General features: G+C 36.8%; 15 protein-coding genes. 9 read left to right on the plus strand and 6 right to left on the minus strand.

Annotated features, from left to right (window positions below):
- Nucleotides 1-115: 115 nt before the first annotated feature.
- The 3 genes from U859_RS0111230 to U859_RS0111240 form a co-directional block, all read right to left on the minus strand.
- Entirely contained in the window at nt 116-874 is a 759-nt protein-coding gene (locus U859_RS0111230) for a LytR/AlgR family response regulator transcription factor (RefSeq protein ID WP_025143470.1), read from the minus strand.
- A gap of 152 nt (nt 875-1,026) precedes the next feature.
- Complete coding sequence (locus tag U859_RS0111235) at nt 1,027-2,124, minus strand: sensor histidine kinase (protein WP_025143471.1); 1,098 nt, start codon at nt 2,122-2,124, stop codon at nt 1,027-1,029.
- A gap of 88 nt (nt 2,125-2,212) precedes the next feature.
- Nucleotides 2,213-2,953 (minus strand): LytR/AlgR family response regulator transcription factor, encoded by a 741-nt coding sequence (locus U859_RS0111240; RefSeq protein WP_025143472.1) that lies wholly within the window; start codon nt 2,951-2,953, stop codon nt 2,213-2,215.
- 288 nt (nt 2,954-3,241) lie between these two features.
- Between U859_RS0111240 and U859_RS0111245 the strand changes: the two genes are divergently transcribed.
- The 5 genes from U859_RS0111245 (at nt 3,242) to idi (ending at nt 6,988) form a co-directional block, all read left to right on the plus strand.
- The gene (locus U859_RS0111245; protein ID WP_025143473.1) at nt 3,242-3,517 is read left to right on the plus strand and encodes a hypothetical protein; all 276 of its coding nucleotides are present in this window, start codon (nt 3,242-3,244) and stop codon (nt 3,515-3,517) included.
- 74 nt (nt 3,518-3,591) lie between these two features.
- On the plus strand, nt 3,592-4,470 hold the full coding sequence (locus U859_RS0111250; protein WP_029985660.1) for an SDR family oxidoreductase: 879 nt from the start codon (nt 3,592-3,594) through the stop codon (nt 4,468-4,470).
- 249 nt (nt 4,471-4,719) lie between these two features.
- On the plus strand, nt 4,720-5,625 hold the full coding sequence (locus tag U859_RS0111255; protein WP_037505374.1) for a MerR family transcriptional regulator: 906 nt from the start codon (nt 4,720-4,722) through the stop codon (nt 5,623-5,625).
- Nucleotides 5,609-6,445, plus strand: coding sequence for a phytoene/squalene synthase family protein (locus tag U859_RS0111260; protein WP_025143476.1), 837 nt, complete (start codon nt 5,609-5,611; stop codon nt 6,443-6,445). Before U859_RS0111255 ends, U859_RS0111260 begins: the two co-directional genes overlap by 17 nt.
- Nucleotides 6,446-6,988, plus strand: a complete 543-nt coding sequence (idi, locus tag U859_RS0111265; RefSeq protein ID WP_025143477.1) for an isopentenyl-diphosphate Delta-isomerase — start codon at nt 6,446-6,448, stop codon at nt 6,986-6,988.
- A 197-nt stretch (nt 6,989-7,185) separates the two neighbouring features.
- Here idi and U859_RS0111270 read toward each other — a convergent pair whose 3' ends face one another.
- The 3 genes from U859_RS0111270 to U859_RS0111280 are packed head-to-tail and all read right to left on the minus strand — an operon-like array spanning nt 7,186 to nt 8,553.
- On the minus strand, nt 7,186-7,923 hold the full coding sequence (locus U859_RS0111270) for a DNA-formamidopyrimidine glycosylase family protein (protein WP_025143478.1): 738 nt from the start codon (nt 7,921-7,923) through the stop codon (nt 7,186-7,188).
- Between the two features lies 1 nt (nt 7,924).
- Nucleotides 7,925-8,128, minus strand: coding sequence for a KTSC domain-containing protein (locus U859_RS0111275; RefSeq protein ID WP_025143479.1), 204 nt, complete (start codon nt 8,126-8,128; stop codon nt 7,925-7,927).
- Nucleotides 8,129-8,172: 44 nt separating this feature from the next.
- Nucleotides 8,173-8,553, minus strand: coding sequence for a hypothetical protein (locus U859_RS0111280; protein WP_025143480.1), 381 nt, complete (start codon nt 8,551-8,553; stop codon nt 8,173-8,175).
- Between the two features lie 109 nt (nt 8,554-8,662).
- Here U859_RS0111280 and U859_RS0111285 point away from each other — a divergent pair, with 109 nt between their 5' ends.
- The 4 genes from U859_RS0111285 to U859_RS0111300 all read left to right on the plus strand — a co-directional run bounded on the left by U859_RS0111285 (nt 8,663) and on the right by U859_RS0111300 (nt 12,265).
- Nucleotides 8,663-8,851, plus strand: coding sequence for a hypothetical protein (locus U859_RS0111285; protein WP_025143481.1), 189 nt, complete (start codon nt 8,663-8,665; stop codon nt 8,849-8,851).
- A 212-nt stretch (nt 8,852-9,063) separates the two neighbouring features.
- Nucleotides 9,064-9,855, plus strand: coding sequence for a HipA family kinase (locus U859_RS0111290; protein WP_025143482.1), 792 nt, complete (start codon nt 9,064-9,066; stop codon nt 9,853-9,855).
- A complete protein-coding gene (locus tag U859_RS0111295) occupies nt 9,833-10,216 on the plus strand; it encodes a DUF3037 domain-containing protein (RefSeq protein WP_025143483.1) in 384 nt (127 codons plus the stop codon). Before U859_RS0111290 ends, U859_RS0111295 begins: the two co-directional genes overlap by 23 nt.
- A 138-nt stretch (nt 10,217-10,354) precedes the next feature.
- Nucleotides 10,355-12,265 (plus strand): AAA domain-containing protein, encoded by a 1,911-nt coding sequence (locus U859_RS0111300; RefSeq protein WP_025143484.1) that lies wholly within the window; start codon nt 10,355-10,357, stop codon nt 12,263-12,265.
- The last annotated feature ends 153 nt before the right edge of the window (nt 12,266-12,418 follow it).

Raw genomic sequence — 12,418 nt, forward strand, 5'->3', positions numbered from 1 at the left:
AACAGATAAATCAATTAATAACTAAATAGACTATCCTAATACAAAGTTTAGAGAGGAATGTTTTAAGGTGCTGGTAAAAAATAGTTCGAAAGAAAAATGTTAGGCTATATAAAGCTTAAGTGGTGGGATCTGGCTTTTGTTCTTCTTGCGGTAAATTGTTTTTTATAAAATCAGCAAAATGTTCCTCATGGGTTTCGGATAAAGTGAAGGAGGTTTCTCCTGATAGTAAGATTTTATTATCCAGTACGCTTTTAATATGCTGTTTTGCAATAACTACTGTTGGGCTGATCTGGATAAATGCCGAATGTTTCTTCAGCATTTTTAAAGTTTTGATAAAATTCGATCTGGAGCTTAAAAATGTATTTTTAGTGGTTTTAAACCGGATATCTTCTCCAAGTTCTTCTACTGCAATCAGTTCATTCAGATCAATTCGTTCCAAATCCCCGTTTTCTCCCTGCAAAGGGATGTAAAAGAAATATTCGTCACTTACTGAAAACATATTTGGTGCTTCTTTACCAGTAGGGTAAAGGTTATTTATGGTTTTAGTAAAATGCAGAATAGAATATGGCTTAAGCAGATAGGCATCAGCCTCTACTTTAAAAGCATCAATGGCATAACGCGCATGTGCGGTGGTAAAAACCAGGTGTTTGGTTTTTTGCCTTAATAAACCAGCCAGTTCAAGGCCCGAAAGCGAAGGCATTTCTACATCCATAAAAATAATATCCACAGGATTGGAGACAGATATTTCTGCGAGTGCCTGGAGCGGTTCGGTAAAAGTTTGGATCAGTTTTAAATCAGGCAACTTATCCATATACGAAATTAAGCTTTCGAGAGCGTACGGGTCGTCATCAATAGCGATGCAACTTATTGGCATTTTTTCATGTTTAGGTGATGCAAATTACAATTTCACCTAATAAAAAGGAAAAAAAACGTCTTGGTAACGGATTTTTATCTATTCGGCAAGGAAAATTGGCTTTTCTTTTGAAATTGTTGCAGAATTTTAAAGTTTTGAGTGAAAATATTAAATCAAGTAGCTGTTGTGAGCTTTATCTTTAATATTACCCTATAATAGTTTTTCGCGTCGCTGAAGTAGTTAAAAGATGCATTTTCGCCATAGGTGTAAGCTAACCGCTTTTTAATATTTTTTATGCCGGCACTTAAACCAGACTTATTTTTAACAGCCTTAATTAAATTGGATGTTTCGATAATCAGGTGATTCTCTTCAATTTTTAAGCTCACCTCTGCCGGATCAGATTCTTTGGATAATTCCCCATGTTTAAATATGTTCTCCACCAGCGTAATAAGTACCATCGGAATGATCTGCAGGTTTCTGATTTCATCATCGTACCAAAAACGGAGCCGGATGTTATGGTCATTGCGGAGTTGGTGCAAATTAATCAGATTTTCTACCTGGTTAATTTCTTCTCCCAATAGTATAAATTCCCGGTCTTTATTACTGTCTACAGAATAACGCATCATTTCCGAAAGGGAATGGATAGCTTCTGCAGCAACAGGAGAAGAATCGCGGGCATTTTGATAAATGAAATCTAAGGTATTAAATAACAAATGAGGCTGTATCTGTGCTTTTAGGAAAGCATTTTCCGAACGGGCAATCTGGATGAGGTTATATAAACGCTGTTTTTCCAGTTCTTCAGTCTTTTTTCGCTCCTTAATGTAACGCATTAAAAAGTAATATCCCGTAGAAAAACACATGAAATATACGCACCGGTACAATGGGGCTAAAAAATACTGCAGATTTAACTCAATCTTCCTGGAGCCGGTATATGCTGTATGGTAAATAATAATGTAATCGAGCAAAATGGCAATCATTAGATAAGCCGTAATTTCGAGTATTACAGCCAGTGGCAGTTTCCATACGGTTTGTTTTGGGTTTTTAAAACCTATTGTCAGCACCACATGGGCATGCATATAAAAAGTAATGATATTAAGCGTATAATATAAAATGTAAGGAGGGAAGCGGCCAAATTTCCCGTTAATAAGCCCTACTATAATAGATTCGTAAAAGATAAAGATGATCCAGACTATGATGTGGAGTTTTTTACCGATCACCCACTCTAATACTGGGCTTTTTCTTCTATTTACGCTTTCGTTTGTTGCGTTCATCTGGCTAGTTAATTGGGGGACGGCTATATAATTAACAAAAAAACCAGTGGTTTAATTGTTTAACAACGAAAATACTAAAAAATTAGTTTTAAGAACGATTAGTTTTGATCGTTTTTTCTTTAATGTACTCCTGTATGCTTTCGCGGTAGTTATTTCCAATGTTAATGGTTAAGTCGTTGATCATTTTTAATGTATTGCCTTCTACCTTCTCTATGTAATTTTTGGCAATGATAAAGGAACGGTGAGCCTGTGCAAAATTCTGATAATCCTTTAAAATAATCTTAATCTCTGATAAGGCGATGTACGATACAATGGTTTCGTTCAGGGTGAAAATCCTTACATAATTTTGAAGACTCTCTATTGCAACAATATCCGTATACCTTACTTTAATCAGGTTATTCTTTTCGCTTTTGTTGCGTACAAAAAAATAATCATCTTCTTGCTTTACCGTAATGTTAGGTACACTGGGTGTGTATGGAAAGAGGTGATTGATGGTTTCGGCAAAGCGTGCAAAAGTATAGGGTTTCAATAAATAGGCACTTGCATACATTTCAAAAGCTTCGTAAGCATATTTAGAATGTGAAGTGGTAAATATTAATTTGTTGGTTTTATGCCGAATGGCCTTTGATAATTCAATACCCGAAATCATGGGCATATCTACATCTATAAAAATAATATCAATTTGCTCTCCAGCGGTAATTTCTTTCAAAGCCTGTAGCGGATCGGTATAGGATTGTATTAACTGAACATTTGTGAGGCTGTTGATATACGCTGTTATCCCGTTGACGGCATGTATGTCGTCATCGATTACGATGCATGTAAGTTTCATTAGGTGTGTGTTAAGTTCTACTAAATTATAGCTTGCATTTTTAAATAAAGAAATTATTTTCCATTTGTATTTGTGATTAGTAGCGATTGTAAAGAATATGATACTAATATGTTTTCAGAACAAAATTGCCGCTACAACCGATGGAAGCAACAATATCTGATGTCAGAAAAAGAAAACAAATTGTTTTAATTACTTGTATAACAATATATTGTATTTTGATTCGTAGTAATTAATAGATATATTTAATAACCTAAATATTAATCCCGAAAATCCCTAAACCAATATTTCATGAAAAATAAAATCCGCACCACAAATAGATTAAACGTATCCATAACCAAAAAAGTTATCGAACTACAAGAAAGAGGGTACGATTGTGATTTCCTTTTATTGGCAAACGGCAGCCTGCTGTGCATGCAAACCAATTTTAATTATCCGGTAAATACGGTATCCATTAAAGAGATGGAGCATGGTTACGATTTTTTCAGCCATTCTTACAAACATGTACATACCATAGAAACAGGGAATGGCGAAAGGGGAGTACTCTTAACCGAAAAAGCATTTTAGCTTAAGCTTTCGTTTTCTTACAATTTTATTTCTGCTCAAGGCCAGAGATTTGTAGTCTAATTAAAATTTAAAATATGACACATTCAATCCAGCCTATAATATTGATTACCGGCGCAACAGGAAGCGTTGGTTCAGCATTGGCAGAACAATTAGCTCAAAAGAACATTCCTTTCAGGGCATTGGTAAGAAACCTTGATAAAGCCGGTAATTTAAAACATCTTAATGGGGCCGAATTGGTTATCGGCGATTTTAACGATCAGCAAAGTATTGTAAATGCCTTAAAGGGGATCGAAAAAGTTTTTCTCTTAAGTAATTCTTCCGAAGATGCTGAAAGGTTGCAATGCAATTTTGTTGATGCCATTGCTAAAGGTGAGGTAAAACATATTGTTAAGCTTTCGCAGTTTGCTGCAAATATCAATTCGCCAGTTCGGTTTCTTCGTTACCACGCCGCTGTAGAGCAGAAAATAAAAGATACAGGTTTACAATACACTTTTTTAAGGCCAAATTTATTTATGCAGGGACTGCTTGGTTTTGCCGGTCTGATTAAATACCAGCAAAAATTTTTCGCCATTGCAGGTGACGCTAAAATTAGTTTGGTCGATACCCGCGATATTGCAGCAGTTGCCTTAAACGCCTTGCTTAGCAGGGATAATGAAAGTAAAATTTACAACATTACCGGTCCTGAAGCCATCAGTCATAAAGAAATTGCCGAAATTCTCTCCACAGTATTAGGGAAAAAAATTGAATACATTAATGTTTCTGATGCAGAATTGCTAACTGCTTTGTCCCAGGTTGGTTTTCCAGCTTGGCAGGCAGCAGGTTTAATAGAAGATTATGCGCATTATGCACTTGGCGAAGCCGCTGTGCTTAGCAATGATGTAATGGAAGTAACCGGAACAGTTCCAAGAACATTCGCGGATTTTGTTAAAGAATACAGGGCTGCTTTTGAGTAGGGGGGCAATGTGATTAATTTAATGGTTTAAACCAAAGATGCATACAGATAAACACAGATTTTTATAGCTGTGTTTATCCTTAATAACATTTATCACCGTGCCGAATGTTATCAGCTTACACTTCCATCATTTTCAGAAAATACTTCTTGAAGATAATCAGTCAGATGGAAACACCTGACAGATTTTTTTTAAAAAACTTTCCATTATTTATTTTGTTTAAATTTTATTTGAATATATTTAAACAAAATAATGACTTATTCCATTTCAGATCTTGAACAGCTTTCGGGCATTCATTCCCATACCATCAGGATCTGGGAGCAACGGTATAATGCATTAAGTCCGATGAGGACGGAGGGGAATACCCGTTTATATGACGATAAGCAGTTAATCAAACTCTTAAATATCGTTAGTTTAAATAAAAGCGGTTTAAAAATTTCAAAAATCTGCCGTCTTTCTGATGAAGCCATTGAAACGCTTTTAGATGAGCAGCTTAGTTATCCTTCTCTGGATGAAGAGGCAGAATACTACATTTCTAAACTGATTACTAGCGGATTGGCTTTTGATGAGCTGTCTTTTAATCATTTAATTGATGAAGTGATCGATAAATTAGGCCTTTCGCTCTGTTACAGGAAAATTATGTACCCATTATTGGTTCGTTTAGGCTTAATGTGGCGAAAAGATGATATTTGTCCTGCTCATGAGCATTTTCTTTCCAATATTATCCGTCAGAAAATATTTACACACATCAATCACCTTCCATCGGCACCATCTTCGGCCAGCAAATGGCTTCTTTTTCTACCTGAAGATGAAGATCACGACATCGGATTGCTTTTTGCCAATTATATGCTGAGGATGCACAGCCACCAGGTTATTTTCTTAGGTAGTAAAGTTCCGCTGGATTCAATTAAACGTGTGTTTGCATCACTAAATGTAGATCATGTTTTATTTTTTATGGTAAAATCCCGGGCAACATCAGCGGCTCAGAAATATATAGATCAATTATCAGCAGTATGCGCATCTGCGCAGATCCACCTTGCCGGAAATGGTCAGGTGATAAGCAAGTTACAAAATATCGGTCACATCAATTGGTTTAAAAGCCTTGATGAATTTGAAGCATCCATCCCCAATCCTCGTTTACATGAAAGAAATTTTTGATCAACTCTCCGCCGATTGCAGCCGCCTTACCACCAGGCGTTATAGTACCAGCTTCTCATTCGGTATTTATTTTCTTGGTAAAGAACTGCGCTTGCCCATTCATTCTATTTATGGTTTTGTGCGTTTGGCTGATGAGATTGTAGATAGTTTCCATCGCTTTGATAAAAAATTTCTACTTGAGAAATTTAAGCACGACACTTTTGAGGCGATTGAACTGGGCATTAGTTTAAATCCGATATTAAATTCTTTTCAAAAGGTGGTAAATCATTACCAGATTGATCATGAACTCATCGTTCTATTTCTAAAAAGTATGGAAATGGACCTTTCCGAGCAGAAATATACTTCAGAACTATATAATGAATATATCCTGGGCTCCGCAGAAGTAGTAGGCTTGATGTGTTTAAAGGTTTTTACCAATGGAAATAATGAGGATTACGAACAGCTAAAGCCATATGCAATGAAATTGGGCTCTGCTTTTCAAAAAGTTAACTTTCTACGGGATGTTAAGGCTGATCATCAGGCGCTTAACCGTAATTATTTTCCTAATGTTAACATTGCAGTATTCTGCGACAACCAGAAAAAGGAAATTGAACGTGAAATTGACGAAGAGTTTGAGGTGGCATTGGCAGGTATCAAGATGTTGCCAGCAAGTTCCCGCAATGGCGTATATCTTTCATACATCTATTATAAAAAGTTATTTACCAAGATAAAGCGCCTAAGTGCGGATAAAATTATGACGGAAAGGATCAGAATCTCTAACACACGTAAAGTTGGTTTGATGTTTGATTCGATCATCCGCAATAAGTTAAATGTAATTTAAATGGAAGAACAAGTTATTCTGGTAGATCAGGATGATGTGCCGAGGGGCCAGATGGAGAAAATGGAAGCACACGAAAAAGGCTTGCTTCACCGTGCCTTTTCTGTTTTTATTTTTAATTCTAAAAATGAACTTTTATTGCAACAGCGGGCTTTAAGCAAATATCATTCTGGAGGCCTGTGGACTAATACCTGCTGTAGTCACCCAAGAATGGGCGAAAGCAATATGGATGCTGCCAAAAGACGCTTAAAAGAAGAAATGGGAATGGAATGTGAATTAAATTACCTGTTTAAATTTACTTATAAGGCCGATTTTGAAGATGGTTTAACCGAACACGAAGTAGATCATGTTTTCTTTGGTACCAGTGACGAATTGCCTGTGATAAACCGGAATGAAGTAGAAAATTTTAAATACATCAATCTGGAAGCTTTGGCGAGTGATATTGAAGTTAATCCCGGCATTTATACTCCCTGGCTCAGGATTTGTTTAGATAAGGTAATGGAGCATGTAAAACGTACGGAAACAAAAAACGGGCATACAGCCTAAGCCGTATACCCGTATCTAAATTAACGCTCTCGAGGACAAATATAAGACTAGTTTCTAAAAATCCTAAAAGTTTAACATTTCTTTTACTTTCAGATTATACTTAAAAGTTTCGTTTGAAATGTTGTTAGAAATAACCCGCTAATATTTAGTTTATTAGGTTTTTAAGGGAGAGATACAAAGAAAAATTTTTATTGGGCTCAATGATATAATTTTTGACATTTCTCACAATAATAGGTTTGCCGATGTGTTTTGCCCAGCTCTTTTTTCTCAATAGAATGCTTTCGTGGACATTCTTTCTGGCTATAAACTTCCCAGTGTTTGCTTAATGTATTTTCCTTTTTCCATTTCAAAAAATCGAAACTGTAATTCCGGGCTTCTTTAACTAAAGCTTTTAATTTTGCCGGTGGTAAATTTTTGATTTTTGTTAGCGGATGTACGCGGATACGGTACAATACCTCATTTTTAATGATATTACCCACACCACTAAAAATCTGTTGATCTAAAAGTACATCACAAACCAAGGCTTCAGGGATTTCTTTTAGCTTTTTAATGGCAGACTTACTATTCCACTCATCAGCCATTATATCATTTTCCCAGTTATAATGTTCTTTAACGTTTCCTTCGAGCAGATCGACTTTGCAGGTGTAAAAATTCAGTTCGTCTTTTTTGAAAACAAGCCTTAATGTTAATCGCGTTTTCTTTCGGTCATTGATCAGATAGGTGCCAAAAAGCATAAAATGAATTCTGACGGTAAAATCTTTAAAACAGATCAGAAAATGTTTGCCCCAGCTTTTAAAATCATCTATTTTTTCATGTAAAAGCCGGTCTTTATCAAGGTTTTTTGCATTACCACTAACTTCCAATACCTCAGGCTTGTTCAGATGAAGTTCTTTTATCAAATCTTTTAATATTACAATGGATGGGCCTTCAGGCATATTATTCTTCCTCCAGTTTCTGAAATTTAAATTTATCTTTTATATAGGCATTAAAATACCTTCCTTTTGATCCTGAAGCTTTTAATAGCTTGTAAACTTTTTCAGGAACCTTTTTATAGAGGTAAACCATATCGGTAGTGAATATGATCTTCAACGTCCCATTAGCTTGATCATAACTAAAGTATTTAATTACTGATGATGGCATAACCAGTTAATTTATAAATTAAAACAGCTGCTAATACAGATGGTTTAATCGTTTTTAAGCTCCGATTCTTCTTTTGCTACCTTTATCTTTTCTTTTTTAAGGTCGACCCTGATGATGTTATATAAACTCATATATACATTAGCGATCCAAACGATAGAGAAAAAGGCAATAATATAACCACGCCAGTCAGGGTAGATTAAGGTAAACCTGGTCACAATCAATAAAATGGCGGTAACATAATGGCTAAAGCAATATTCGCAGGTAAAAACGTAGAAAAATTTCCTTTTAACCAGTTTGTTGCAGTTTTTCGAACGATCTACACAAAATTCTCGCGCTTCTTTAAAAATTTCTTCTTTGGTAACTGTCCATGCAATACAGGCAACGGGCAGGGCCATTATAAAAAGGTAATAAATGTGTGCTTCCATAACAATCAGATCCGGGTATAAGTACAACCTCAAAGCCCCTAAAATGTTTAATTAAGCGAGAAACATTTTATGTACATTTATGTTAGTTCATTATCTAATCAATATTGTTATGGAAAGATCAGAAATTATATCGCTGTTGGAAGTTATCAATCAACAGGTTAGTTCGTCAGTTTTAGGTGGGATGGAAGAAGAATATGAAGAATTGGAAAGCATGGGACTGATAACCATTAACCGTGAGTCAGTGCAATGGTCGTCGGCAATGACCCCTGCCGGAAATGCTTATTTAGGGCATGATTAAATTGAATTGGGAATAGAATGCTGTTGACAGCTATAGTAAAACCGTCATTTCGATCCGGTAGCTAATCGGATCGAAATGACGAGTTTGTTAAGCGTTGCTGCTGCTTGAGCATTACTACTAAACGCTGACTGATTTATTGCCGGAATTCTAGTAAATTTGCGGCAAGTTTAGAATTGTGCCCAAACAACAAACGGCCATTCTATTCTGCAGATATGAACGATTTACAACTCAGAACAGTAAATGTTACCCGATACGTTACACCTTTGCGTGAAGGAGGCTCGATGCCTGCCATTGCAGAGGCTGACGATAATTTCCTGTATGTACTTAAATTTAGGGGGGCTGGCCAGGGCACCCGGGCACTAATTGCTGAATTAATAGGTGGCGAAATTGCCCGTATGCTGGGTTTGCGTGTGCCCGAACTGGTTTTTGCCAATCTTGATGAGGCATTTGGAAGAACTGAACCTGATGAAGAAATCCAGGATCTGTTAAAAGCAAGCGTTGGGTTAAATTTAGCACTGCATTACCTTTCGGGAGCCATTACTTTCGATCCGACGGTAACTACGGTTGATACTAAACTAGCTTCACAGATTGTTTGGTTAGATTGCTTTTTAACCAATATGGACCGCACTTGTCGCAATACCAATATGCTCATCTGGCATAAGGAACTTTGGTTAATTGACCATGGAGCTGCTTTATATTTTCATCACTCCTGGCAAAACTGGGAAGAACAAGCCGTTAAACCTTTCTTTTTAGTAAAAGACCATGTATTATTGCCCTGGGCTACTGAGCTTGAAAGCGTACAAGAAGAATTTATCAAAATCCTCACTCCTGAAAAAATATCGGCTGTAATCAACTTAATTCCTGACGATTGGTTGGAGGGAGAAACGAACTTTGAAACCAAAGAGGCCCATCGTAAAGCCTATATTTATTTCCTTACCGAAAGGTTAGCTCACTCGGATATATTTTTAAAAGAAGCACAGCATGCAAGAGAAATTCTTATTTGAGTATGCTGTAATCCGCGTAATGCCGAGGGTAGAACGTGAGGAATTTATTAATGTGGGCATTATTTTATTTTGTGCTAAACAGAAATTTTTAAAAAGCATTTTTGTGTTAGATGAAGCCAGGATAAGCGCCTTTTCAGCTGGAATTGATGTTTCGGAACTGAAAGAAAATCTAACTGCATTTGAACGGATCAGTGTTGCTGCTAAAGGATCTGGCCCGATTGGACAATATGATCAGGCTTCGCGTTTCAGGTGGCTTACCGCAACCAGAAGCACAGTGGTACAATGCTCGAAAGTGCATCCGGGTTTTTGTGATGATGCGGAGGAGACTTTGTTGAGGTTACACCAAGAGCTGGTTTTATAGTGCCATGCGCATGGCGCTGGGCGCTAGGCATTTGATTTAACTTTAACAACAAATATCTTCAGCTCTTAAACGATCTAATATTCAGCAATCTTCCATCAATTAACCAGTTAACCGATTTAAACAATTAACCATCTAGCCTTGCCAAAAGAATATTTCAAAAAACTTCAGGACCTGCTAAACACCGAGCGCGAAGAAGATTTACAATCCTATTTAAAACTTACTGAAAATACTTCTGCTGCAGATAGGAGGGCTTTAGGTTTAACCTGGTATCCGATTGCGGTCAGAAACACAGAAATCGGCCGTGGCGATTATTTAACAGTAGAACTGGAACGGACTACACATCAGGATTTTTCACATCAATTCCGTTTCGGATCTGCCGTAGTGTTATTTTCAAATCATGATGCCAAAGAAGATCGTATCGAAGGGATTATCACACATCAGAGTGGAAGCAGCATGAAAATCAGCTTGAGGGTAGATGAATTACCTGACTGGACCAGGAACGGGAAACTGGGTGTTGATTTGCTTTTTGATAATAACAGTTACGACGAGATGCAGAATGCGCTTAAACAGGCCACAAATCTTGCAGAAAATGATACTGAAAATAAACTGATCAGAATCTTAACGAAAGGTGAAAAACCTTCATTTAGAGGAGAAGAAAAGTTTATTATTCCCAATACCTTAAACGATTCGCAACAGTTGGCTGTAAATAAAATTGTTTCGGCTGATCATTTAGCCGTAGTCCATGGTCCTCCGGGAACAGGAAAAACCACAACGCTTGTACACGCCATCAAATCGCTTGCAAAACATAGTGATCAAAAGATACTGGTTGTGGCGCCAAGCAATACTGCAGTTGATCTATTAACGGAAAAACTGGCTGCTGAAGGTTTAAAAGTAATCAGGGTAGGCAATCCTGCAAGAGTTTCGGAAAGATTGCTTGCGGCTACGCTCGATCATCAAATGGCAGATCATCCCGAAATGAAAACCATTAAAGCGTTAAAAAAGCAGGCCAGTGAGTATAAAAACATGGCTCATAAATACAAACGCAGCTTTGGTAAGGCAGAACGTGAGCAACGCAAAGCCCTGTTCGATGAAGCCCATAAAATTGGAAAAGAAGTAGAAAAAACAGAACAGTATATTATGGATAACCTGTTTACCAAAGCGCAGATTATTACCGCTACTTTGGTAGGCGCGAATCATTATACTGTTAGAAACTTAAAATACAATACCATCATTATCGATGAAGCTGGACAAGCCTTAGAACCGGCCTGCTGGATCCCTATTTTGAAAGCGCAAAAAGTGATTTTGGCAGGAGATCACTTCCAGCTTTCTCCAACGATAAAATCAAATGAAGCAGCAAGAAATGGATTGAGTAATACTTTACTTGAAAAAGCTATAAATCTTCATCCAGAGGCTGTTGTGTTGCTTAAGGAACAATACAGGATGAATAAAGATATTATGGGTTATTCCTCTCTGGTATTCTATAATAATGAGTTAAAGGCGCATCGCTCAGTGGCTGATCATGTATTGTTTGCGGGAGATCAACCCATACAGTTTATTGATACGGCAGGTTGCAGTTATGATGAAAAATTAGATGGAACAAGCACCACCAACCCTGATGAGGCTGCATTTTTGGTCAAACATTTAACACACCTGGTGAGTAATTTAACGGCTCAACCTTTAGGGAGTTTTCCATCTGTCGCCATTGTTTCTCCTTACAAACAGCAGGTACAGATTTTAAAAGCATTGGTACAGGAAAATGAAATATTGATTCCGCACCTGGATAAAATTGCTGTAAATACCATCGATAGTTTTCAGGGGCAGGAACGTGATGTGGTATACATTAGTTTAACCAGAAGTAACGGTGAAGGAAGCATTGGCTTTTTATCGGATACAAGAAGGATGAACGTAGCCATGACGAGGGCCCGAAAAAAACTAGTGATTGTTGGCGACAGTTCTACGCTCTCAAAATCTAAATTCTATGCATCATTTATTCAATATGCAGAAAAATTGAATGCTTATCATAGCGCCTGGGAATTTATGGACCTATAGTTATAAAACTGTTACCTTTAATACGGGGAAGAGCTGAATAAAATTATTATTTTTACGTTTAATCATCCCAGATTTAATTTGTAATTCTTGGTTTTTTAAATATATAGATTTTTTGAAAATATTTATGCCGGTAAATATTGTATGCGGCTTACT

The organism is Pedobacter jeongneungensis, from assembly GCF_000633455.1.
GTDB classification, from domain to species: domain Bacteria; phylum Bacteroidota; class Bacteroidia; order Sphingobacteriales; family Sphingobacteriaceae; genus Pedobacter; species Pedobacter jeongneungensis_A.

Coding starts and splice junctions, on each gene's coding strand:
- U859_RS0111230 (WP_025143470.1), bottom strand. CDS start 874: ATGCCAATAAGTTGCATCGCTATTGATGACGACCCGTACGCTCTCGAA.
- U859_RS0111235 (WP_025143471.1), bottom strand. CDS start 2,124: ATGAACGCAACAAACGAAAGCGTAAATAGAAGAAAAAGCCCAGTATTA.
- U859_RS0111240 (WP_025143472.1), bottom strand. CDS start 2,953: ATGAAACTTACATGCATCGTAATCGATGACGACATACATGCCGTCAAC.
- U859_RS0111245 (WP_025143473.1), top strand. CDS start 3,242: ATGAAAAATAAAATCCGCACCACAAATAGATTAAACGTATCCATAACC.
- U859_RS0111250 (WP_029985660.1), top strand. CDS start 3,592: ATGACACATTCAATCCAGCCTATAATATTGATTACCGGCGCAACAGGA.
- U859_RS0111255 (WP_037505374.1), top strand. CDS start 4,720: ATGACTTATTCCATTTCAGATCTTGAACAGCTTTCGGGCATTCATTCC.
- U859_RS0111260 (WP_025143476.1), top strand. CDS start 5,609: ATGAAAGAAATTTTTGATCAACTCTCCGCCGATTGCAGCCGCCTTACC.
- idi (WP_025143477.1), top strand. CDS start 6,446: ATGGAAGAACAAGTTATTCTGGTAGATCAGGATGATGTGCCGAGGGGC.
- U859_RS0111270 (WP_025143478.1), bottom strand. CDS start 7,923: ATGCCTGAAGGCCCATCCATTGTAATATTAAAAGATTTGATAAAAGAA.
- U859_RS0111275 (WP_025143479.1), bottom strand. CDS start 8,128: ATGCCATCATCAGTAATTAAATACTTTAGTTATGATCAAGCTAATGGG.
- U859_RS0111280 (WP_025143480.1), bottom strand. CDS start 8,553: ATGGAAGCACACATTTATTACCTTTTTATAATGGCCCTGCCCGTTGCC.
- U859_RS0111285 (WP_025143481.1), top strand. CDS start 8,663: ATGGAAAGATCAGAAATTATATCGCTGTTGGAAGTTATCAATCAACAG.
- U859_RS0111290 (WP_025143482.1), top strand. CDS start 9,064: ATGAACGATTTACAACTCAGAACAGTAAATGTTACCCGATACGTTACA.
- U859_RS0111295 (WP_025143483.1), top strand. CDS start 9,833: ATGCAAGAGAAATTCTTATTTGAGTATGCTGTAATCCGCGTAATGCCG.